Below are 21,603 nucleotides of genomic sequence, written 5' to 3'. Positions count from 1 at the left end.
TTCATGGAGGAAAGTGTTGTGGCACTGGAGCTCGGAACTCGACAGCTCGAGGGTGTCGGAGCGGTAGAGGTCTATTCGGTATCGCAGGACGATCCCTTGGCAGCTCCACTGATCGCGGACTTGGCACTCGAATACAGTTCGCGTTACGGCGGTACTCACGAAGCGATGCTCGAGGATCTCACGACGTATCCGGCAGAAGAATTTGCCTACCCGCAGGGTGCGCTTCTGGTGCTCACCCACGACGGTCTGCCGATCGCCGGCGGTGCGTTTCGTCAATTCGATTCCACCACTGCCGAACTGAAGAGAATCTGGACATCGGTCGACCATCGGAAGCGCGGCCTCGGCAAGGCCGTCGTTCGCGAGTTGGAACGAGAGATCGAACTTCGTGGATACAACCGGGTGTTTCTCACGACGGGCCCTCGGCAACCCGAGGCCGTCGCGCTGTATCTGTCCAGTGGATACACACCGCTTTACGACGCTTCACTCTCGCCCGAAGAGGTGGGCATCCACCCGTTCGAAAAGCAGCTTCGGGTCCTCGAAAATGTGACTCGAGCAGCAATTCCTACCGACCGGGTTGACAACACCCGGGTTTGACCTCGTACACTTGCGAACGACCATCCAGAGCGACCGAGAGACCTGGCTCATTGAAGTCGCAGCAACCCCCCGAGTGATCGGGTGCGGGTGCTACCGCCAGGACCGATGGAGGAACACGAAATGAAGGCAGTCGAAGGCGGTTTCGATACCGCCTGGTCGCGTCGTCACGTAGACCTGTGCCGCACCGCGGGATCTTTCTGTACCAACTGACCTCGGTCAGTCATTCACACTCAGGCGAGTCGTCGACAAGTCTGTTTTCTCTTCTCTCACAAGTGATTCGTGCTCGATCGCCTTTCTCGTCTCAGGCGACGGGTGCGCTCTTCGGCATGCCTCTTTAGGAGTTCTTGGTGTCTTCGCCCTCATTCGGTGCCCGCAAACGCGCGACCGTAATCGCCGGTATCGGTGCTGTCTCGGTTCTCGGCACCGTCCTCGCCGGCTGCAGCAGCGGGAGTGACAGTGCTGCCGACGCAGGCCCCGCCCAGTCCGGCGGAACCCTTCGCTACGGTCTGTCACAGGCGCCGACGTGCGCCGATCCGGCCCAGGCCGGCAGTAACCAGACCGTGTATGTCACTCGGACAGTGGTGGATTCGCTTACCGATCAAAATCCCGACACCGGAGAGATCACCCCGTGGCTCGCCAAGAGCTGGGAGATCAGCCCCGACGCCGCGAGCTTCACGTTCGTCCTTCGCGACGACGCCACCTTCAGTGACGGCACACCGGTGACGGCGGATTCGGTGAAGAAGACCTTCGACTCGGTCAAGAACCTGGGACCGAACGCGTCGTTGGCGAAGAGTTACCTGTCCTCGTACGCCGGTACCGACGTCGTAGATGCTCACACGGCGAAGATCAATTTCTCCGGACCCAATGTTCAGTTCCTGCAAGCAACTTCGACGCCACAGCTCGGAATCCTCGCCGATTCCACCACCGCGCTGGCATCCGAGCAGCGCTGCCCCGGTGCAGCGGTGATCGCCTCCGGACCGTTCGTGTACACCGACTGGCAGCAGGACAAGAGCGTCAAGATCGCCAAGCGTGCGGGATACAACTGGGCCTCGGATGCGGTCGCGCATCAGGGCGAGGCGTACCTCGATGGCGTCGACTTCACGGTGGTTCCCGAATCCGGTGTGCGGGCGGGCAGCGTGGCCTCCGGCCAGCTCGATGCGGTCAGCGATGCGCTTCCGCAGGATGCGCCGCAGATCGAGGGCGCGGGTGGACGAATCCTCACAAGGCCGAACCCGGGTGTGAGCTTCTTCTTCCAGCCCAACGTCAGTCGCGGCGTTCTCGCTGATCAGGCTGTTCGTCAGGCCATCATTCCCGCGATCAACCGCCAAGAACTCGTCGACACCGTTCTGGATCCGTCGTTCTTCCCGGCCACGAGCCCGCTGGCTCACACCACTCCGCTCTACAGCGACGAATCCAGTGTCGTGACGTACGACGCCGACAAGTCGGCGAAACTCCTCGACGCGGCTGGTTGGAAGACCGGCAGCGACGGTATCCGCGAGAAGGACGGGCAGAAGCTCACTTTCAGCGTCACCTTCAGTCCGGTGTTCTCGGGTAACCAGGCCATCCTCGAGCTCGTGCAGCAGCAGCTCAAGAAGGTCGGCGTCGATCTGCAGCTCAACCTGGTCTCGAACGGTGAATGGACCGAGAAGGGAGTATCGGGTGATTACGATTCGCTGTATTACAACAGCACTCGCGCGGACGCCGACATCTTGCGGGCATCGTTCAGCACCGAAGGCCGCAACCTGAACCGTCGCGGCGCAGATCCGGAGCTCGACAAGGTACTCACAGACCAGCTTGCAGCCACGGACAACGGCCAACGCGGCGAACTGGTATCCACCGCACAGGAATTGATCCTCGACCGTGGACTCTCCATCCCCACCATCGAGCTCTCGCAGGCCATCGGCGCCGGATCGAGTGTGCAGGACCTGAACTTCGAAGCCTCCTCGCGCCTGCAGTTCTACGACGCATGGTTGTCGGGTAAGTAATCATGACTCGATACGTACTCACCCGACTGGGCCAGGCCGCAGTGGTTCTGTGGGCCGCCTTCACCATCTCGTTCGTGATTCTGTTCCTCCTGCCCAGTGATCCCGTCAGCATGGCTGCCGACTCGTCCGGTCAGGGTGTTGCAGTGGATCAGGCTGCGCTCGATCAGCTTCGGGCACGGTACGGCTTGGACCAGTCGGTGTGGGTGCAGTACTGGACATCGCTGACGAATGCTCTTCGCGGCGATTTCGGAACGTCCATCTCCACCGGTCAGTCGGTGACGGATGCCATCTTCTCGGCGCTGCCGAGCACTCTGGTCTTGGCAACCACCGCTTTGGTTCTGGCCGTGTTGTTCGGAGTGGCGATCGCGTTCTTCGCTACCTACACCCGCAGGCGGTGGCTCGCGAACCTGTTGTTCTCGCTGCCGCCGCTGGGTGTGGCAGTGCCCACTTTCTGGGTGGGCCTGATTCTTCTGCAACTCTTCTCGTTCCGTCTGCACATCTTCCCGGCATTCGGAGACAAGGGATTCGCAACGGTGATTCTTCCGGCGATCACCTTGGCGATCCCGACCGGCGCGGTGATCGCGCAGGTGCTCACGACCAGCCTGCAGTCGACGCTACGTTCGCCGCACGTGGAGACTGCGTACGCCAAGGGCGCAAGCCGTTGGCGCGTGCAGACCCGTCACGCGTTGCGACTGGCGAGCATTCCGGCATTCACCATTGCCGGTGTGCTGGTCGGCACGCTGCTGGCGGGCTCGGTGGTTGTGGAAACGGTGTTCTCCCGCGCGGGCGTCGGCCGTCTGACACAGACGTCGGTGATGGCGCAGGACATCCCGGTGGTGCAGGGAGTCGTTGTGTTCGCCTCTCTGGTGTTCGTGCTCGTCAACCTCGCGGTCGACCTCTTCTACCCCTTGATAGATCCACGGATCATCCAGACGAAGAAGAGTCACACCGAAAAGTCGAATACCGAAAGCTCGACCGATCTGGAGCCGGCTCATGTCTGACACATTGATCGAACCCCTACTCCTCGATCCGAGCGTCGAGGCGAAGGCACCTGTTGTTTCGCGCCGAAAGTCCACGGCCATCGGCTGGATCCGAAAGCCCGGCTTGGTGATTCCGGTGTTGATCGTGTTGCTTGCCATCGGCTTTGCCGTCGCACCCGGATTCTTTGCCAGCGGCGATCCGTTGTCCGGTGTCCCGGCGGACAAACTGCAGGGCCCGAGCCTGGCTCACTGGTTCGGAACCGACAATCTCGGACGTGACCTGTACACACGGTTCGTGCACGGCGCCGCGCTGTCCCTGACCGCAACCTTGGTGGCGGTCGGAATCGCATTGGTGGCGGGATCGATAATCGGTTTGCTCGCGGGCTTTGTCGGTGGCGTCGTCGACGCCGTGCTGATGCGTATCGTCGACGTGCTGCTGTCCATTCCGGCGCTGCTGCTCTCGTTGGCACTGGTGACCGCACTCGGCTTCGGCACCATCAACGTCGCCATCGCGGTCGGCGTCAGCATGGTCGCGAACTTTGCGCGAGTGATGCGTGCCGAAGTGATGCGGGTGCGCGGCGCTCAGTACGTCGAGGCCGCGTTCGGTTCGGGTGTGCGGTGGCTCGGTGTCCTGCGTCGGCACGTGCTTCCCAACTCCTACGCGCCGGTGGTCGCGCTGTCCGCTGTCGAGTTCGGGCAGGCAGTACTGGCGGTGTCGGCTCTGAGCTTCTTGGGATTCGGCGCCGTTCCGCCTACCCCGGAATGGGGATCGCTGGTATCCGAGGGACGTAATTTCCTCGCCAATGCCTGGTGGATGACCACACTTCCCGGTCTCGCGATTGTCGCCGTGGTCATCTCGGCACACCGTATCGGCCACGAGATCGAAAGGAACAACCGGCGATGAGCACGACCGAGGAACAGTTGCTTTCCGTCACCGACTTACAGATCGCCTACGGCGCCGAGCCCGCGGTATCCGGCGTGAGCTTCACCGTCGGTCGGGGCGAAGTAGTTGCGGTGGTCGGGGAATCGGGTTCCGGTAAGTCGACCACGGCCCACGCGATATTGGGTCTGCTCGCCGGCAGTGGCCACGTCACCGGCGGGACCGTCGAGTTCGAGGGTGAACAGATCGACTCGTATTCCGACCGTGCGTGGCAGCGAATCCGCGGCGCGCGTATCGGTTTGGTGCCGCAGGATCCGACGACCTCGCTCAACCCGGTGACCCGGATCGGCGACCAGGTTGCAGAAGTCCTGCGGATCCACGGCCTCGCAGACCGCCGCAAAGCCCGGTTGGACGCCGTCGAGGTGCTCGTGCGTGCGGGTATCGACCGGCCGGAAATCCGAGCACGCCAGTACCCACACGAGCTCTCCGGCGGTATGCGGCAACGAGTTCTGATCGGTATCGCGCTTGTCGCGAACCCGGCCCTCGTCATCGCCGACGAGCCGACCAGTGCTCTGGACGTCACGGTTCAACGACGCATCCTCGACCACTTGGACGAGCGAATCGCCGAATCCGGTGCCGCCGTGCTCCTGATCACGCACGACCTGGGTGTGGCCGCAGACCGCGCGGACCGGATCCTGGTGATGCAGGGCGGCAGGATCGTCGAATCCGGCCGCACCGCGGATATTCTGGACAACCCGCGAGACGAGTACACGAAGAAACTTCTGAGCTCTGCGCCGAGCCTGTCCTCGGGACCGGTCGATCGGCCGGTCCGTCAGGATACGAGCCCGCTGCTGACGTTGACCGGAATCACCAAGCGTTTCAACGTCGGACACGGGAGTTCGATCACCGCGGTGAACGAGGTATCGCTGACCGTTCCGAGGGGTCAGACGGTGTCGCTGGTGGGGGAGTCGGGCTCCGGCAAGTCGACCACCGCACGCATTGTCGTGCGATTGGAGCAGGCGGACGCAGGCACCATCACCTTCGACGGCCAGGACATCACGAAGGTCAAGGGCAGCGACCTGCGTGAGCTGCGCCGAAGGATCCAGCTCGTGTATCAGAACCCCTATGCATCCCTCGACCCGAAATTGTCGGTCCAGGACATCGTTGCGGAGCCGCTGCGGGCCTTCAAGGTTGGTGGACGCAGCCAGCAGCAGACTCGTGCGGCAGAGTTGCTCGATCAGGTTGCACTTCCCGAGCAGTTTCTGAGCCGCAAACCGGCCGAACTCTCGGGCGGCCAGCGTCAACGGGTGGCGATCGCTCGTGCGCTCGCGTTGAAGCCGGACCTGCTCGTTCTCGACGAACCTGTGTCCGCTCTCGACGTCTCGGTGCAAGCGCAGATTCTGGCGCTACTCGACGAGTTGCAGCGCGAACTGGGCCTGACCTATCTCTTCATCTCCCACGATCTTGCGGTTGTTCGCCAGATCAGCGACGTCGTCGGCGTCATGCAGGCCGGGCGATTGCTCGAAATCGGCACTACCACCGAGATTTTCGACAATCCCCGAAACGAGTACACACGCACACTTCTCGACGCGATCCCCGGGCGGGATCATTCGACACGAAAGGCCGAACATGTCCGAGCGTAGTTCCGGAGCATTCCTGGTCGGCCTCGAATTCGAGGGAACCGGAGCTCATCCGTACTCCTGGCGACGCGAGGATTCGCGCGCCGAAGATCTGTTCACGCCCTCGTACTGGGTGGACCTGGTGACCGCCGCGGATCGGGGTGGGGTGGATCTGGCGTTCCTCCCCGACTCGTTCGGACTGCAATCCGAGGGCCAGCACGCAGTGCGGGGCAGATTGGAGGCGGTTGCAACTGCGGCGCGGCTGAGTGCTGTGACCTCGCGTATCGGCCTGATCCCCACCGCGACAGTCACGCACACCGAGCCGTTCCACATCTCCAAGGCCGTCGCGAGTATCGACTACTCCTCAGCGGGGCGGGCCGGCTGGCAGGTCGCGGTGTCCGACACCGCTGAGCAGGCGTCGTTGTTCGGCCGAAAGGCAGTGCAGGGCCCCGAGTCCGCGTGGGAGGAAGCGTCCGAGGCTGTCGAGGTGGTCAGTCGGCTGTGGGACAGCTGGGAGGACGACGCCGAGATACGGGACGCTGCGAGCGGACGATTCATCGATCGAGACAAGCTGCACTACATCGACTTCGAGGGAAAGAACTTTTCCGTCAAAGGGCCGTCCATCACGCCGCGCTCCCCGCAGGGGCAGCCGCTGATCGCCGTCGACGCGAGCAGGCCGGAGGCACGCGAGCTCGCTGTTGCGCGCGGAGATCTGATTCGGATCTCGGCAACCGACCTCGGCGTGGCCAACGCCACGGCCAAGCTGGTCCACGCGAATGCCGCTGCCCTCGGGCGCAGCGTCAGGGTTCTCCTCGACGTCGACGTGCTTCTCGGCGCTGATCGCGGAGCCGCCGACGACGCTTTGGCGGAACTCGAGGAATGGGCGGGAGCGCCGTATGCCCCGCACTCGCTGTTCTATCGCGGTGACAGCGCGGGTTTGACTGCGCTGCTGCGTGAGATCGGTGGGCTCGCCGGGATCGACGGTGTGGTTCTGCGTCCACTGGCGCTGGCCGCCGCCGTGGAGAAGATCGCGACGGACGTAGTGCCAACTCTCAATCCGCGACCGAGTACCGCCCCGACGCTGCGCGAGCGGTTGGGCTTCCAGTTGCCCGTCAATCAGTTCGCGTAGCGCGAGTAGAGAACAGGAACACCGATGACACAGAACAGGATTCGCAAGCAAGTCCATCTGGGCGCTCACTTTCCCGGCGTGAACAACACCACGGTGTGGACCGATCCGGCGTCCAAGAGTCAGATCGAGTTCAGCTCGTTCGAGCATCTCGCCCGCAGTGCCGAACGCGGATTGTTCGACTTCTTCTTCCTCGCAGAGGGTTTGCGCCTACGCGAGCATCAGGGCAAAATTCACGACCTCGACGTAGTCGGTCGCCCGGACACCTTCAGCATTCTCAATGCGGTTGCCGGTGTGACAACGCATCTCGGCCTGGCCGGGACGATCAACACCACGTTCAACGAACCGTACGAGTTGGCCAAGCAGTTCTCGACGCTCGATCATCTCTCCGACGGCCGCGCCGCCTGGAACCTGGTCACCTCCTCGGACGCCTTCACCGGCGAGAACTTCCGCCGCGGTGGCTATCTGGAGCATTCCGAGCGGTATGCACGCGCCAACGAGTTGGTCGACGCAGTACGGACGCTGTGGGACAGTTGGAGCGTCGACCGTCCGATCGTCGACCGTGAGCGCGGTGTTTTCGCCACCGACCAGCAGGTCGGCCAGTTCCAGCACTCCGGTAAGCAGTTCGACATCGCCGGACGCTTCGAAGTTCCACGGAGTCCGCAGGGGCACCCAGTTCTGTTGCAGGCCGGTGACTCCGACGAAGGACGCGAGTTCGGCGCGGCCAAGGCCGATGCCATCTTCACCGGGCACGGAACGCTCGAAGCAGGCAAGGCGTTCTACGCCGACGTGAAGGGACGCTTGGCCAAGTACGGACGCACGCACGCAGACCTCAAGATTCTCCCCGCCGCCACCTTCGTCCTCGGTGACAACGCCGCGGACGCACAGGAGAAGGCATATCACATCCGGCGGCAGCAGGTCGGACCCCAGACTGCCATCGCTTTTCTCGAACAGGTTTGGGGCAGAGACCTTTCCCAGTACGACGCCGACGGCCCGTTGCCGAAGGAAGATCCGTCGGACGACGTCAACATCACCCGTGGACGCGTCCGCCACGTCAAGGATCCACGAGCGGTCGCAGATCAGTGGCGTGCCAAGGCCGAGGCCGAAAACCTCAGCATCCGTGAACTCATCATCGAAGTGACTGCCCGCCAACAGTTCGTGGGTAGCGCCGCCGAGGTCGCTGCCGAGATCGACAGCTACGTCCAGGGCGACGCAAGCGACGGATTCATCCTCGTTCCCCACATCACCCCCGCGGGCCTCGACGAGTTCATCGACACCGTCGTACCGGAACTTCAGGACCGCGGCAGTTTCCGGACCGAGTACTCAGGAACCACCCTGCGCAGCCATCTCGGGCTGCGCCACCCGCACGAGCAGGCTGAAGGAGTCCGCGCATCATGACCGTTACCGACACTTCCACCAGTACCTTCACCGGCGATTGGAATGCCTGGCACGCCTCGCGCGACGCCACCTTCGGCGAACCCCTCGGCTGGCTGAGCCTGACTGCGTTGCATTGGCTGGTGGACACCGATTCCACCTTCGCGGACCTGCCCGGTGCATGGCGCGCCGACGCGAATGCCGTTGTCGTCACCGCGACGCCCGCAGACGACTTATCGATCGACGGCGTCGCCGTGGACGGTTCGGCCACTCTGAATCCGATCGAGGGGGCGCCGGGACTGATCGTCAAGCAGGGCGCACGGTTGGTCGAGGTCATCCGCCGCACCGGCGAGGTGGCTCTGCGGATCCACGATTCGTCGGCCCCGGCATTGGCGCAGTTCAGTGGTATCCCGACCTTCGAGCCGAACCCGCAGTGGCGCATCGAGGGTGTATTCACAGCTTTCGAGGAGGCTCGCACGGTGACGACGGGCGCGGTCGTCGAGCGCCTCGAGCATCATCACGACGCCCTAGGAACCATCAGCTTCGAACACGACGGTGCAACGTATACGCTGATTGCGTTCGCGGGCAAGGACAACGGCTTTCACATCCTGTTCACCGACGCGACCAGTGGTGTGTCCACCTACCCGGCCGCACGCTCGCTGCACGTGAGCGCACCTGAACCCGGTGGCGCGGTAGTCCTCGATTTCAATCGGGCGTCGAACCTGCCCTGCGCGTTCACCGATTACGCGACGTGCCCGGTGGCCCCCGCCGAGAACCGCCTGGCGTTCGCGGTGGAAGCCGGCGAGAAGACACCGGACACCCGCTCCGAAAGCGGACCGAGGTGAGCGCGCCGCTGTCCGTACTCGACCTCTCGCCGATCAGTGAGGGCGGAACGGCCCGCCAGGCTTTGCGGAACTCGCTGGACCTCGCTCGTTCTGCCGAAGCGTGGGGATACAAGCGTTACTGGGTCGCCGAACACCACTTCGTCGGCGTTGCCTCTTCGTCGCCAGCAGTGCTTGTCGGGCTGATCGCGGCCGCCACCAACACCATTCGCGTCGGCTCGGCCGCCGTGCTGCTGGGCAACAACACGGCGGCTCAGGTGGTCGAGGCCTTCGGTACCGTCGAAGCGTTGTATCCGGGTCGTATCGATCTCGGTATCGGGCGCAGCGGACAGCGTCGGGTGGAGGCACTTCGCGCCGTCGCTGCCGGAACGCCTGCGCCGCCAGAATCGAAGCGAGAGAACGTCGTACGCGACGGCGTCGTGATCCCGGCACCCTTCGATCCAACCGGTCTTCTCACGTCACCGCGGTTGCAGGCGTCGTTCGAGGCATTGGCGTTTCCGGGCGCGCAGGCGCCCGATTTCAAGCAGCAGGTCGACGACATACGCTCGCTCCTGAACGGTACCTACAGAACCCGCGACGGCATCGAATTGCACGCCAGTCCCGGCGAGAATGCCGACGTCGAACTGTGGGTGTTCGGAAGCAGTGCGGGCCCCAGTGCCGAGCTCGCCGGACGACTCGGATTGCCGTTCGGTGCGAATTACCATGTGGCGCCCTCGAGTACGCTCGATGCCGTCGAGGCATACCGTGCAGCATTCCGACCGTCGGCAGTTCTGTCGGAGCCGTATGTCGTCGTCTCCGCGGATGTTGTTGCTGCGGAAGACGATGCGACGGCGAGAGGGTTGGCGTCTACGTTCGGGCACTGGACGCACAGCATTCGCAGCGGACACGGCGCCATCCCGTACCCCGATCCCGCGACAGCGCTCCCACTTTCCGACGCCGACAAAGCAGTGGTGGAGGATCGGCTGATCACGCAGTTCGTCGGTTCACCGTCTACCGTCGCCGACAGGCTCGACAGTTTGCAGAAGCTCACCGGAGCGGACGAATTGGTAATCACCGGGGTGACCCATCGGCACGAGGATCGTCTGCGCTCGTACGAGCTGCTTGCCAAGGAATGGGGACTACCCGCACTACTGGCAGCGTGAGTTTGCCTTGGTCCATTAGTGTCGAGTGATGTTTTCACCTCGAGATGCCCTTGCGGTTGCTCTTGACGTAGCGCGTGAGGGCATGGAGCTCGGGGAGATGCCGATCGGCGCAGTCGTGTTCGACGACGACCGTGTGCTCGGGCGGGCGTATACGCAAGAACGGGCACTCGGCCGACGGGTAGTCCATGCGGACCTTCAAGCGCTCTTGCAGGCCGACGAGGCTCTCGGATTCACTCGAGCGTCCGGTGAATTGACATTGGCGGTCAATCTCGAACCATGTCTCATGTGTATGGGTGCCGCGATCACGCTCGGCGTGACCCGGGTGTGGTTCGCTCTCGAATCCCCGAACGACGGTGCGGCGGAACTCGTGCAGCTGTGGGCGCCGCCTGTGGAACTTCCGTTTTTCTGTAAGCCGCGTGAAGTCCTCGGCGGCATCAGCCGTGACGAAGCGCGAAATCTGTTCGCTGAATACGCCACCGGCACTGGCCCCGCCGGGATGCGGGACTGGGCGCGCAGTCTCACCTGACGCCATGGCTTGTAAGGAGGGCCGTGAGGCTCACGCCCCGATAGCGCCCGCGATCATCGGCCACGACGCGCGCATGTCGGCTTCGAAGAGCCCCCAGGTGTGGGTGCCTTCGGGTCGGAAGCTGAACGTCGCGGGAATGCCGAGCTGACCGAATCGCCCCTGCAGGGCAGCGGTGCACATGTTGGTGATGCCTTCGAGGACCGCGCCGGGAACGACGCCGGCGGCCATCGCCAGCGAGTTGATTCCGTCCACCGGGCCGGGGAGGCCGTTGCCGGTCGAGATGAACAGCGCTGTGCCACGCAGTTTCTCGGCGTTGATCAACGGGTCGTGCGCCGCCCACTGCGGGCTACCCCACGGCCCCCACATGTTGGCCGCGTTGCCGCCGCCGAGTATCTCGACCATCGAGCGCACCGCTGCCTGGCCGAGCGGGTCGCCGGCGCGCGGACAGCCGCTGTACGAGCCGACTGCGCGGTAGGTGCCCGGCGACTGGATCGCGAGGTCCAGAACCGGTCCGCCGGCCATCGACACACCGCCGAGTGCGTTGACACCGGTCGTGTTGTACCGAGCGTTGACCGCCGCCGGTAGTTCCTTGGTGAGATACGTCTGCCACTTGTTACGGCCCAGCACCGGATCGTCGGCGTTCCAGTCGGTGTACATGCTGAACTTGCCGCCGACCGGCATGACCACGTTGACGTGTTTGTCGTCGAAGAAGTCACGAACTCCGGTGTTGTTGAACCACGAGATCCCGTCCTCGCCGCCGCCGACACCGGTCAACAGATAGAAGGTCGGGGCCGGGCCTCCTCCGGCCGGCGAAATCACGTCGTTGGCGATCCAGCGGTCCATCGAGGGGGAGTAGACGTCGATGCGACTGACCACGGAATCCGCACTCGCGGTCGGCGCGCTGAGGCCGAGAAAGCCGGCGGCCATGGCCACCGCCATCGTCAGCCGAACCGTGAAACGACGTGTCTTCATATTTCCCCCCAGGCGCAAGCCGGACAGCGTATTTGTGCCTTCCAACAGTGGCACAATGCGAAGAGGAGTGACGAATGTCCGGGTAACAGTCGTATAAGAAGATGGAGACAATTGCGTGGGATCGCAGTCGCACCACCCCGAATCCGACGTGATTCGGCTGGCCTTCGGGCTGGCCGCGATCACGGCTGGTGCGGCGCGCAGAACCGCTGGTCTCGCACTTGATTCCGTGCAGCGGATCCCTGTCGTCGGTGACGCACTCGACGGCGCGATCACCCAGGTCACCACTCGCGGCACGGAAGCGATGCACTCGACCGTGGAGTTCGCCGACTCGACCTTGCGGACGGTGATCAAAGCTGTCGTCGACGCTGCTCTGTCCGAAGTCGACATCACCAAGATCGTCGTCGACCACGTGGACATCGACAAGATCGCCGAGAACATCGACGTGGACAAGATTGCCGAACGGGTCTCGCTCGAACCGATCATCGACCGGGTCGACGTGGACGAGATCGCAAGCCGCCTCGACGTCAAAGCGGTGATCGATCGCCTCGATCTCGACGGGATAGTCGACACGGTCGACCTCGAACGCCAGGTCAACCGCATCGACCTCGTCAAGATCGCCGACCAGGTCATCGAGGGCGTCGACCTGCCCCAGATGATTCGTGAATCGACCGGTTCACTCTCCACGGAAGCCGTGCACGGAGCTCGAGTGCAGGGCATGCAGGCGGACGACGCTGTCGCCGGCTTCGTCGGGCGACTCTTCGGCCGCGACAACGCACCGTCATCAGATAAACCGTCACCAGAAAAACCGTCGACAGAGACCGATCCGAAGACGAACGCAGGCGAACGCTAGTGGCCCAGGAGAGTTCCGGCCCAGCCGGCATCGTCACCCGTGGACTCGCCGGACTGATCGACCTGGGCGTCGTCCTGCTCCTGATGGGTTCCGTGTACGTGGGCTTCGCCTTCGTCCGACTGCTCTTCTCGCCACAGAGTTTCACTTTCTCGGAACCGGGAATCTTCCTGTCCACGACGGCATTTCTCGGTGTCTCGGTGGCGTATCTGACCGCCTGCTGGGCGACCACCGGTCGGACCGTCGGGTCCCTCGTGATGGGGCTGCGGGTGATCACGTCCGGGCATCGCCTCGTGCGCTGGCCGTTGGCCTTCATCCGTGCGGTGCTCTGCGTGCTCTTCGCCTTCGGATTGCTGTGGTCGGCGGTCGATCGACGACGACGTTCGTTGCAGGACATCGTTCTGCGCACCGAGGTCGTCTACGACTGGCGTCAGGACCCGGATCTGGTGGCACCGCACGGAGGTGAGCACGCATGAGTGAACCGAACCGCCCGGACGAGCGCTTCACCCTTGCCAGCGAGCGCACCTTCCTCGCCTGGATGCGTAGCTCACTCGCCCTGCTGGCCGGAGGCATCGCCGTCGTCCAGTTGGTACCGGAATGGAGTACAGGGTGGGTTCGCACGACTCTCGGTCTGACCCTGATCGCACTCGCGGCGGCGGCCGCACTGGTAGGTATGCGACGCTGGCTACAGGTGAAGAAGGCGCTCGAGGACGGAGCGGCGATGCCGGAACCGCACGCATTGTGGCTGTTTGCACTGGCACTGGCCGGGGTTGCCGTCGCAGCCGGCGTGGCAACGGTGGTCACCAGCCTCGCTCGCTGAGATACGCAGAGAAGTCCCAGCGGTGTCTGGATAGTCTGCAAAGAACGTGAAGCATGTCAGAGAAGTAAACGAAACAGACGACAAGGGAGTGCACGGTGGCGCAGGAACTCAAGCTCGGATACAAGGCATCGGCTGAGCAATTCGGCCCTCGCGAACTGGTAGAGCTGGCAGTTCTGGCAGAGCAGCACGGCATGGATTCCGTTGCGGTGAGCGATCATTTCCAGCCGTGGCGCCACAACGGTGGCCACGCACCGTTCTCGCTCGCCTGGATGACCGCCGTCGGTGAGCGCACCGAGCGCGTGCAGATCGGCACGTCCGTGATGACGCCGACGTTCCGCTACAACCCGGCAGTCATCGCTCAGGCGTTCGCGACGATGGGATGTCTCTACCCGGGACGCATCATGCTCGGCGTCGGCAGCGGTGAGGCTCTCAACGAGATCGCCACCGGCTTCCAGGGCGAGTGGCCCGAGTTCAAGGAACGCTTCGCGCGGCTGCGTGAGTCCGTGCGGTTGATGCGTGAGCTGTGGCTGGGGGATCGTGTCGACTTCGAAGGCGAGTACTTCACCACTCGTGGCGCGTCGATCTACGACGTTCCCGAGGGTGGCATTCCCGTTTACATCGCGGCCGGCGGACCCGTTGTCGCCCGGTACGCGGGACGTGCCGGTGACGGCTTCATCTGCACCTCCGGAAAGGGCATGGAGCTCTACACCGAGAAGCTGCTTCCAGCCGTTGCCGAGGGCGCAGCCAAGGCCGAGCGCGACGTCGCCGACATCGACAAGATGATCGAGATCAAGATCAGCTACGACACCGATCCGGAGGCTGCACTCGAGAACACCCGCTTCTGGGCTCCGCTGTCCCTGACGCCGGAGCAGAAGCACAGCATCGAGGATCCGATCGAAATGGAAGCCGCTGCCGACGCTCTGCCCATCGAGCAGGTGGCCAAGCGCTGGATCGTCGCTTCCGATCCGGACGACGCCGTCGAGCAGGTCAAGGCCTACGTCGATGCCGGTCTCAATCACCTGGTGTTCCACGCACCGGGCCATGATCAGCGCCGGTTCCTCGAACTGTTCGAGCGTGACCTCGCGCCTCGCTTGCGTGCTCTGGGCTGATCCTCGAGATCAACTGAACGGTGTCTGCCACTCGACGTGTGGCAGGCACCGTTCGTCTTTCTCGTAGCCGCCGGTTGTCGGCACGAGCGTGAGCGTGACCACGATCAGTGGCAAGGTGGGCGGCGGCCCACACTAGGCTGTTGGGCATGCCAGAAGCGCCCGCTGCCGTGTCGAGTGTCTACGTTGCCTCTCCTGAAGGTGACACCGGAAAATCCACCATCGCGCTTGGCGTGCTGCAGATGCTGTGCGCGACCGTCGCCCGGGTCGGTGTCTTCCGCCCGATCGCCCGCTCTACCGAGGAAACCGACTACATCCTCGAACTGCTGCTCGAGCACACCACCGCCGATCTCTCCTACGCCGACGCACTCGGCGTCACCTACGAGCAGGTTCACGCCGATCCTGAAGCCGCGCTGGCCGACATCGTCGCGAAGTACCACACCGTGGCCGAGCAGTGCGACGCCGTCGTCATCATCGGAAGTGACTACACCGACGTAGCAAGCCCGAGCGAGCTGAGCTTCAACGCCCGCATCGCCGTGAACCTCGGCGCGCCGGTTCTGCTGGCGGTACGCGGCGCTCGGCGCAGTGTCGAGGAGGTCGCCCAGCTCGCGCATCTGTGTGCCGCCGAGTTGGCCGCCAACCACGCTCATCTGCTCGCCGTCGTCGCCAATCGTTGCGATCCCGACAAGCTCGACGAGGTCACCGCAGCGCTGTCCGACATCGGTGTTCCGACGTGGAGCCTGCCGGAGATTCCGTTGCTCGTCTCGCCCACGATGGCCGAGTTGATGGAGGCCACCGGCGGCGAGTTGTATTCGGGTGACCCGGAACTGCTGCACCGCGAAGCGCTGAAGGTGATGGTGGGCGGCATGACCGCCGAGCACATCCTCGAGCGTCTGGTCGAGGGCATGGTCGTCATCGCACCGGGCGATCGCTCGGACGTTCTGCTCGCATTGCTCAATGCACATGAGGCGGAAGGATTTCCGTCGCTCGCGGGCATCATCATGAATGGCGGGATCACACCGCACCCGGCCATCGCAGCGTTGATGGCCGGCCTCAAACAGCGTCTTCCGATCCTGACGACAACCCTCGGTACCTTCGACACCGCAAGCGCCGCAGCCCAAACCCGCGGACGCGTGGCAGTCGGTTCGCAGCGCAAGGTCGACACCGCGTTGAGCTTGATGGAACAGCGCGTCGACGCCGACGTCCTGATGGACCGACTGGCACTGCCGATCCCGTCCGTCGTGACCCCACAGATGTTCGAGTACAAGCTGATCGACCGCGCTCGACGCGATCGCAAGCACATCGTCCTGCCTGAGGGTGACGACGACCGGATCCTGCGCGCGGCCGGCCGGTTGCTGCAGCGCCAGGTTGCCGACCTGACGATCCTCGGTGACGAACCCAGTGTGCGTCGACGCGCAGCGGAACTCGGCGTCGACATCAGTGGCGCGCAGGTACTCGCACCCGCGCAGTCCGAGTACACCGAGCGCTTCGCACAGGAATACACCGCGCTGCGTGCTCACAAGGGCATGACCATCGAGCGGGCCCGCGAGGTGATCGCCGACATCTCGTACTTCGGAACGATGATGGTGCACTTGGGAATTGCCGACGGCATGGTGTCCGGCGCTGCACACACCACCGCTCACACGATTCGACCCTCGTTCGAGATCATCAAGACCGCCCCCGGTGTCTCGACGGTCTCGAGCATCTTCCTGATGTGCCTGGCCGACCGCGTTCTCTCCTACGGTGACTGCGCCGTGGTTCCGGACCCGACGTCGGAGCAGTTGGCGGACATCGCGATCTCGTCCGCACAGACGGCGTCGCAGTTCGGGATCGATCCGCGCATCGCGATGCTCTCTTACTCCACCGGGGATTCGGGCAGCGGAGCCGACGTCGACAAGGTTCGCACCGCGACCGCTTTGGTGCGCGAGCGTCGACCGGATCTGTTGGTGGAAGGGCCCATTCAGTACGACGCCGCCGTCGAGCAGAGTGTCGCCGACAAGAAGATGCCGGATTCGCTGGTGGCGGGCAAAGCAACGGTGTTCGTGTTCCCGGACCTGAACACCGGCAACAACACGTACAAGGCAGTGCAGCGTAGCGCCGGTGCTATCGCCGTCGGGCCGGTTCTGCAGGGACTGAACAAGCCGGTCAACGACCTCTCGCGTGGGGCGTTGGTCCAGGACATCGTCAACACCGTGGCTATCACGGCAATACAGGCACAGGGAGCGCAAGCGTGAGCGACGGCACCGTACTGGTCATCAATTCCGGCTCGTCATCCATCAAATTTCAACTCGTGCATCCGGATACGGCGGAATCGGTGGCGCACGGTCTCATCGAGCGCATCGGTGAGCCCGACGGCCACATCGTCTACAACCACCGCACCGGAGTCGAAGACCGGAGCCTTCCGATCGCCGATCACCGCGCAGGTCTGAAGATGGTGCTCGACATCGTCGCCGAGGTCGGGCGGCCGCTGAGTGAGGCCGGAATCATCGCAGTCGGTCACCGAGTCGTGCACGGTGGTGACATCTTCTATTCGCCGACTCTCATCGACGACGGCGTCGTGAAAGCCATCGCGGATTTGTCGAACCTTGCGCCGCTGCACAATCCGGCCAACGTGATCGGTATCGAGGTGGCGCGCGAAGAACTGCCAGACGTTCCGCACGTAGCAGTGTTCGACACCGCCTTCTTTCACACACTGCCCGCGGCGGCGTCCACCTATGCGATCGATCGGGATGTGGCCAAGGCCAACCAGATTCGCCGGTACGGCTTCCACGGGACCTCACACGAATACGTGTCTGGACGGGTCGCGGAGTTCCTCGGCAAGGATCCGGCCGAGCTGAATCAGATAGTCCTGCACCTCGGAAACGGCGCTTCGGCCTCGGCAATCAAGGGCGGCAAGGCCATCGACACCACGATGGGCCTCACCCCGCTCGAGGGTCTTGTCATGGGCACCCGCAGCGGCGACATCGATCCAGGCATCATCTTGCACCTCAACCGCAACTCGGGAATGAAGGTCGACGAGATCGACGACCTCCTCAACCGGCGCTCCGGTTTGAAGGGACTGTCGGGAGTCAACGATTTCCGTGCCTTGCTCGCACTGATCGAGGGCGGCGACCAAGACGCACAACTTGCGTACGACGTTTACGTGCACATGCTCCGTAAGTACATCGGTGCCTTCATCGTTCAACTCGGTGGCGTCGACGTCATCACCTTCACCGGTGGCGTCGGGGAGAACAACATCGACGTACGACGCGACAGCCTGGCCGGGCTTTCCCGTCTCGGTATCGAGGTCGATCCGGCTCTCAACGAGGCGAAGAGTCGCGACGAGCGTCGTATCTCCGCATCCACGTCAGCCGTCGAGGTGCTGGTGGTCCCCACCAACGAGGAGTTGGCGATCGCCCGCGCGGCGAAGGCTTTGGTGGCCGCACTGTAGGTTTCTGCAGCACTGTAAACCTCGGGGCGTCCGTCAGAAATTGCTGCGCGGACGCACCGCATTCGCCCGGTCCACGAGGGCGTAGCGGTGCGTGCGGGAGGTCGTGGCGCGAGCGAGGGCTCGAAGGCAGGCTTCGGCTCCGGTGCGCAGACCTTGCTCGGTGAAGGGCAGGTCGAGGATGGGTTCGAGTTCGGTGTGCGAGCGATTGCCGTAGCGAATCCAATCGAGTGCCGTGCCCAACACCAGGGTTCGCATCTGCAGGCTTCGGCTCTCTTCAGCAGGCAGCGCCCGAACACGACGGGCGGCTTCCCGCAGAGTCGATTCGTCGAGTTCGGCGATCGGAACGCCGGACAGCATCGTCAGAGCGCTGGACATCCGTGCGACGTTGTAGTGCCGGGAAGACGTGGGTACTTCGTCGAGGGCGGCGATGGCTGCCTTCTTGTTGCCGTGATCGGCGAGTTGTCGGGCGAGCCCGAATGCTGCGCTGACGTAGTTCCGTTCGGTCCGCCAGACGGTGCGGTAGTACTTCTCGGAGAAGCGGCACCATTGGTCTGGGTCGTCGCTCTCCCAGTGCTGGAGAATCAGTTCTGCCGTCGCTGCCAACGCCAGCTTGGGTGCAGCCTCGCCGGGCAGTGCGGTGAGAACTGTCTCGAAGTGACTGAAAGCGGGCTCGAATCGGTCCAGTTGTAACGCAGCAAGTCCTCGATACCACTCGATCTTCCAGTGGTCCCCGATGTTCTGCTGGAGTTCGCCCAGAACTGTCAGTGCGGTTTCCGGATCACCGAGATCGAGATGAGCTTTGGCCTCGGCCAGTCGAACTTCGCCCGAGACGGCGGCCGCCGGTGTGCCCGATGTTCGGTCGATTCCGTTCTCGCGGGCGTGTTTCAACGCATCGAGGGTCTGCGACGGTTCGCTGTGCACCGCTGCCGCCAGCAACGGCGCGCTGGGATCGGTGGGGTCGACCAACGGAATGGGAAGTGCGTGCGCAACTTCGCGCGGATCGAGAGCGGCGTCGTGGCTGACACCGTCCACGTACACATCGGTTTGCCCGACCAGTTCATCGGTGCCGAAAGACGTTCGCTGCCTGCTGAACACGAGCGAGAGTCCGGGATTCTCCTGCCCGGTCTGCTCGGCGAGGATTTCTCGCAGAACGCCGGTGAGTTGTCCCGCGATTTCCTCGGCGGACTGGAATCGCTTCTTCGGATCCGGGTCGGTAGCGCGTAGCAGTAGACGGTGAAAGAACTCGTGGTCGCGCAGTAGTGGCTCGTCCTCGGGTTCGGGAAGGCCGTCGAGGTACCGTCCGTGCTTCGAAGGCATGTCGAGGGTGAGAACCGCGAGTGTTCTTCCAACGGTGAAGATGTCGGAGGCGATGGTCGGACCGGTCTCGATGATCTCGGGTGCTTGATAGCCGGCGGTACCGTACAGGTACCCGTAGTCTTCGATTCCGGACACGGCGCCGAGATCGATCAGCTTCAACTGATCCTCGGTGACCATCACGTTCTCGGGTTTGAGGTCGTTGTAGGCCAGGCCGGTGGAATGCAGATAGCTCAGCGCCGGAAGGATTTCCAGTACATAGCCGATTGCCTGCTCGATCGGCATGTGCTTGCCGTCCGGGAATTCGGCCAGCACCTCGCGCAATGATCGCCCACCCACGTACTCCATGACGATGTACCCCATGGGTGTGCCGTCCGGGCGCGGATGCTCGACGAAGTTGAAGATCTTGACGATGCTGGGGTTGGCGACCTCGGCGAGGAACTGACGCTCGGCCACCGCAACGGCTTGCGCTTCGGAATCACCGAAATGCAAGAGCCCCTTGAGAACTACCCACCTGTCGCTGACATTGCGATCGATCGCGAGGTAGATCCATCCCAGGCCGCCGTGCGCGATGGGCCCTTGAACCTCGTACTGGCCGGACACCAATTCGCCCTCTTCGAGAAGTGGGCGGAAGTCGAAAGTGGAACCGCACTTGGGGCAGGTGCCGTGCTGAGTTGCCTTGGTGCTTGCGCTCTTACGACCGACTGGTTCGTTGCATTTCCAACAGAAGCGTTTCCGCTCGGGGACGGTCGGGTCACTCATCACCGCAGATGCGGGGTCGATCTGCGGGACGGGGGGAACCTCGACCAGGCCGCCGCCGAGGCGCAGCTTTCGCCCCGACCGGCTGCGGCGGGATCGAGTGGAGCGGCCGGTAGGGGAGGAGGACGCGGACGGCGTGGTTGCTCGTATCTGGGCCGAGGTCGGTTCGAGACGCTCGTAGGCGCCCGTGGCTTCGGGCTCGGGCCGCTCGTAGGCGCCGGTGGCTTCGGGTTCGGGACGCATGGAAGCCTGCGTGGCGTCGGGCTCGGGGCCGGTTTCTTCGGTCATGTCAGCCTCAATCCCGGTAGACGGCCGGCGGGGGACCGGGCGAAGGACCGAGGACGCTGAGCCAGCGGTCGTAGATACGGTTCCAGGTCCCGTCGCTCCGGATCCGATCCAGTGTTCCGTTGACGAATCGGACCAAGTCGGGGTTGTCCTTGTTCACTCCGATTCCGTACGGTTCGACGCCCAGTGAGCCACCGACCATCATCAGATACGGGTCTTGCGAGGCGAGGCCCGCGAGGATCGTGTCGTCGGTGCTGATCGCGTCCACCTGCCCCTGCTGGAGGACGACGAGGCAGTCGGACCACATCGGGACGGTGACGACGGTGGCTTCGGGTTGGAGTTGCTGGATTCGAGTCGCCGAGGTCGTTCCCCGGGCAGCGCAGACCCGCTTGCCTGCGAGGTCGTCGATGCCGCGGACGGATGACCCCTGCAAGACCTGAATTCGTTGTTCAGCGGAGAAGTACTGCGTCGAGAAGTCGACCTTCTCGCGCCGCTCGCACGTGATGGTCATGGTCTTGACGACCACGTCGACCATCGATTCCTGGAGCGCGGCGATCCGATCGTCCGACGTCAGGATTCGGTACTCGATCTTCTCCGGGTCACCGAGCAGATCTCGGGCGATTTCGCGGGCGATGTCCACGTCGAAACCCTCGAGGCGCCCGGTGGCCGGATCGCGAAAGCTCATGAGGTTGGAACCGGTGTCCAGGCCCACGATCAGCCGCCCGCGGGCGCGGATGGCGTCGAGGCTCGGCGTGGGTGGCTGCGGAGATGCGTCTGCGGGGGTGGGCCGCAGGCTCGCGGTGAGGTTGGTGCACGACGCGGTAGTCGTCGGTGTCGGGCTGGGAGCGATGGTGGCCTCGGCCGGCAGCGGCGGTTCCGTGTACGACGTGGCGCCTGCGTTGTCCAAGTCTTCGGCTCGATCCGCACCGCAACCGGCGAGCACCAGCATGGCCGCTGCCAGAACCGCGACACATACGGCCGGGCTCTTCCTCCGCATCACCG

At 63.8% G+C, this 21,603-nt stretch carries 20 protein-coding genes and 1 riboswitch; of the genes, 17 read left to right on the top strand and 3 right to left on the bottom strand.

Annotated features, from left to right (window positions below; translation table 11 throughout):
* Positions 1-3 precede the first annotated feature (3 nt).
* The 11 genes from AC1Q6C_RS18320 to AC1Q6C_RS18270 all read left to right on the top strand — a co-directional run bounded on the left by AC1Q6C_RS18320 (position 4) and on the right by AC1Q6C_RS18270 (position 11,068).
* Positions 4-594, top strand: a complete 591-nt coding sequence (locus tag AC1Q6C_RS18320; RefSeq protein ID WP_492666726.1) for a GNAT family N-acetyltransferase — start codon at positions 4-6, stop codon at positions 592-594.
* A gap of 17 nt (positions 595-611) precedes the next feature.
* Positions 612-706, top strand: a riboswitch (SAM riboswitch).
* Positions 700-804, top strand: a complete 105-nt coding sequence (locus AC1Q6C_RS18315; protein ID WP_019749498.1) for a putative leader peptide — start codon at positions 700-702, stop codon at positions 802-804. (Overlaps the previous riboswitch by 7 nt.)
* A 137-nt stretch (positions 805-941) precedes the next feature.
* Positions 942-2,579 carry an ABC transporter substrate-binding protein gene (locus AC1Q6C_RS18310; RefSeq protein WP_492666725.1) on the top strand — a complete coding sequence of 546 codons (1,638 nt, stop codon included), beginning with the start codon at positions 942-944 and terminating at the stop codon, positions 2,577-2,579.
* A gap of 2 nt (positions 2,580-2,581) precedes the next feature.
* On the top strand, positions 2,582-3,580 hold the full coding sequence (locus AC1Q6C_RS18305) for an ABC transporter permease (RefSeq protein WP_054186919.1): 999 nt from the start codon (positions 2,582-2,584) through the stop codon (positions 3,578-3,580).
* On the top strand, positions 3,573-4,463 hold the full coding sequence (locus tag AC1Q6C_RS18300) for an ABC transporter permease (protein ID WP_047269463.1): 891 nt from the start codon (positions 3,573-3,575) through the stop codon (positions 4,461-4,463). Before AC1Q6C_RS18305 ends, AC1Q6C_RS18300 begins: the two co-directional genes overlap by 8 nt.
* On the top strand, positions 4,460-6,082 hold the full coding sequence (locus tag AC1Q6C_RS18295; protein WP_230359603.1) for a dipeptide ABC transporter ATP-binding protein: 1,623 nt from the start codon (positions 4,460-4,462) through the stop codon (positions 6,080-6,082). Before AC1Q6C_RS18300 ends, AC1Q6C_RS18295 begins: the two co-directional genes overlap by 4 nt.
* Positions 6,069-7,187 carry an LLM class flavin-dependent oxidoreductase gene (locus AC1Q6C_RS18290; protein ID WP_230359604.1) on the top strand — a complete coding sequence of 373 codons (1,119 nt, stop codon included), beginning with the start codon at positions 6,069-6,071 and terminating at the stop codon, positions 7,185-7,187. The genes AC1Q6C_RS18295 and AC1Q6C_RS18290 overlap by 14 nt, the downstream gene beginning before the upstream one ends.
* 24 nt (positions 7,188-7,211) lie before the next feature.
* Positions 7,212-8,582, top strand: coding sequence for an NtaA/DmoA family FMN-dependent monooxygenase (locus AC1Q6C_RS18285; protein ID WP_042925886.1), 1,371 nt, complete (start codon positions 7,212-7,214; stop codon positions 8,580-8,582).
* Entirely contained in the window at positions 8,579-9,403 is an 825-nt protein-coding gene (locus AC1Q6C_RS18280; protein WP_042925888.1) for a DUF1684 domain-containing protein, read from the top strand. Before AC1Q6C_RS18285 ends, AC1Q6C_RS18280 begins: the two co-directional genes overlap by 4 nt.
* Positions 9,400-10,542, top strand: coding sequence for an LLM class flavin-dependent oxidoreductase (locus AC1Q6C_RS18275; protein ID WP_208689773.1), 1,143 nt, complete (start codon positions 9,400-9,402; stop codon positions 10,540-10,542). The genes AC1Q6C_RS18280 and AC1Q6C_RS18275 overlap by 4 nt, the downstream gene beginning before the upstream one ends.
* A 28-nt stretch (positions 10,543-10,570) precedes the next feature.
* A complete protein-coding gene (locus tag AC1Q6C_RS18270; RefSeq protein WP_230359605.1) occupies positions 10,571-11,068 on the top strand; it encodes a nucleoside deaminase in 498 nt (165 codons plus the stop codon).
* Between the two features lie 30 nt (positions 11,069-11,098).
* Here AC1Q6C_RS18270 and AC1Q6C_RS18265 read toward each other — a convergent pair whose 3' ends face one another.
* Entirely contained in the window at positions 11,099-12,040 is a 942-nt protein-coding gene (locus AC1Q6C_RS18265) for an alpha/beta hydrolase (RefSeq protein WP_003944347.1), read from the bottom strand.
* A 115-nt stretch (positions 12,041-12,155) separates the two neighbouring features.
* Here AC1Q6C_RS18265 and AC1Q6C_RS18260 point away from each other — a divergent pair, with 115 nt between their 5' ends.
* From AC1Q6C_RS18260 to AC1Q6C_RS18235, 6 genes are all read left to right on the top strand, one after another.
* The gene (locus AC1Q6C_RS18260; protein WP_003944326.1) at positions 12,156-12,890 is read left to right on the top strand and encodes a hypothetical protein; all 735 of its coding nucleotides are present in this window, start codon (positions 12,156-12,158) and stop codon (positions 12,888-12,890) included.
* Positions 12,890-13,363, top strand: coding sequence for an RDD family protein (locus AC1Q6C_RS18255; protein ID WP_003944375.1), 474 nt, complete (start codon positions 12,890-12,892; stop codon positions 13,361-13,363). The genes AC1Q6C_RS18260 and AC1Q6C_RS18255 overlap by 1 nt, the downstream gene beginning before the upstream one ends.
* Positions 13,360-13,707 carry a YidH family protein gene (locus AC1Q6C_RS18250; RefSeq protein WP_003944317.1) on the top strand — a complete coding sequence of 116 codons (348 nt, stop codon included), beginning with the start codon at positions 13,360-13,362 and terminating at the stop codon, positions 13,705-13,707. The genes AC1Q6C_RS18255 and AC1Q6C_RS18250 overlap by 4 nt, the downstream gene beginning before the upstream one ends.
* Before the next feature lie 95 nt (positions 13,708-13,802).
* Positions 13,803-14,816, top strand: coding sequence for a glucose-6-phosphate dehydrogenase (coenzyme-F420) (gene fgd, locus AC1Q6C_RS18245; protein ID WP_003944371.1), 1,014 nt, complete (start codon positions 13,803-13,805; stop codon positions 14,814-14,816).
* Positions 14,817-14,962: 146 nt separating this feature from the next.
* The gene (pta, locus tag AC1Q6C_RS18240) at positions 14,963-17,047 is read left to right on the top strand and encodes a phosphate acetyltransferase (protein ID WP_042452123.1); all 2,085 of its coding nucleotides are present in this window, start codon (positions 14,963-14,965) and stop codon (positions 17,045-17,047) included.
* Entirely contained in the window at positions 17,044-18,243 is a 1,200-nt protein-coding gene (locus AC1Q6C_RS18235; RefSeq protein ID WP_054782160.1) for an acetate kinase, read from the top strand. The genes pta and AC1Q6C_RS18235 overlap by 4 nt, the downstream gene beginning before the upstream one ends.
* 33 nt (positions 18,244-18,276) lie before the next feature.
* Here the strand turns inward: AC1Q6C_RS18235 and AC1Q6C_RS18230 are convergent, their stop codons facing one another.
* Both AC1Q6C_RS18230 and AC1Q6C_RS18225 read right to left on the bottom strand, forming a co-directional pair.
* On the bottom strand, positions 18,277-20,604 hold the full coding sequence (locus AC1Q6C_RS18230; RefSeq protein ID WP_158170278.1) for a serine/threonine-protein kinase: 2,328 nt from the start codon (positions 20,602-20,604) through the stop codon (positions 18,277-18,279).
* Between the two features lie 7 nt (positions 20,605-20,611).
* Complete coding sequence (locus AC1Q6C_RS18225; protein WP_003944406.1) at positions 20,612-21,598, bottom strand: glutamate ABC transporter substrate-binding protein; 987 nt, start codon at positions 21,596-21,598, stop codon at positions 20,612-20,614.
* Positions 21,599-21,603 lie beyond the last annotated feature (5 nt).

The organism is Rhodococcus sp. MT28, from assembly GCF_058792695.1.
The sequence above is the reverse complement of the archived record's forward strand: the minus strand, read 5'-3'. Positions and strand labels throughout refer to the sequence as shown.

Excerpts from the sequence above, each read along its gene's own strand:
- AC1Q6C_RS18320 (WP_492666726.1), top strand. The coding sequence starts at position 4 with ATGGAGGAAAGTGTTGTGGCACTGGAGCTCGGAACTCGACAGCTCGAG.
- AC1Q6C_RS18315 (WP_019749498.1), top strand. The coding sequence starts at position 700 with ATGGAGGAACACGAAATGAAGGCAGTCGAAGGCGGTTTCGATACCGCC.
- AC1Q6C_RS18305 (WP_054186919.1), top strand. The coding sequence starts at position 2,582 with ATGACTCGATACGTACTCACCCGACTGGGCCAGGCCGCAGTGGTTCTG.
- AC1Q6C_RS18300 (WP_047269463.1), top strand. The coding sequence starts at position 3,573 with ATGTCTGACACATTGATCGAACCCCTACTCCTCGATCCGAGCGTCGAG.
- AC1Q6C_RS18295 (WP_230359603.1), top strand. The coding sequence starts at position 4,460 with ATGAGCACGACCGAGGAACAGTTGCTTTCCGTCACCGACTTACAGATC.
- AC1Q6C_RS18290 (WP_230359604.1), top strand. The coding sequence starts at position 6,069 with ATGTCCGAGCGTAGTTCCGGAGCATTCCTGGTCGGCCTCGAATTCGAG.
- AC1Q6C_RS18285 (WP_042925886.1), top strand. The coding sequence starts at position 7,212 with ATGACACAGAACAGGATTCGCAAGCAAGTCCATCTGGGCGCTCACTTT.
- AC1Q6C_RS18280 (WP_042925888.1), top strand. The coding sequence starts at position 8,579 with ATGACCGTTACCGACACTTCCACCAGTACCTTCACCGGCGATTGGAAT.
- AC1Q6C_RS18270 (WP_230359605.1), top strand. The coding sequence starts at position 10,571 with ATGTTTTCACCTCGAGATGCCCTTGCGGTTGCTCTTGACGTAGCGCGT.
- AC1Q6C_RS18265 (WP_003944347.1), bottom strand. The coding sequence starts at position 12,040 with ATGAAGACACGTCGTTTCACGGTTCGGCTGACGATGGCGGTGGCCATG.
- AC1Q6C_RS18250 (WP_003944317.1), top strand. The coding sequence starts at position 13,360 with ATGAGTGAACCGAACCGCCCGGACGAGCGCTTCACCCTTGCCAGCGAG.
- pta (WP_042452123.1), top strand. The coding sequence starts at position 14,963 with ATGCCAGAAGCGCCCGCTGCCGTGTCGAGTGTCTACGTTGCCTCTCCT.
- AC1Q6C_RS18230 (WP_158170278.1), bottom strand. The coding sequence starts at position 20,604 with ATGACCGAAGAAACCGGCCCCGAGCCCGACGCCACGCAGGCTTCCATG.
- AC1Q6C_RS18225 (WP_003944406.1), bottom strand. The coding sequence starts at position 21,598 with ATGCGGAGGAAGAGCCCGGCCGTATGTGTCGCGGTTCTGGCAGCGGCC.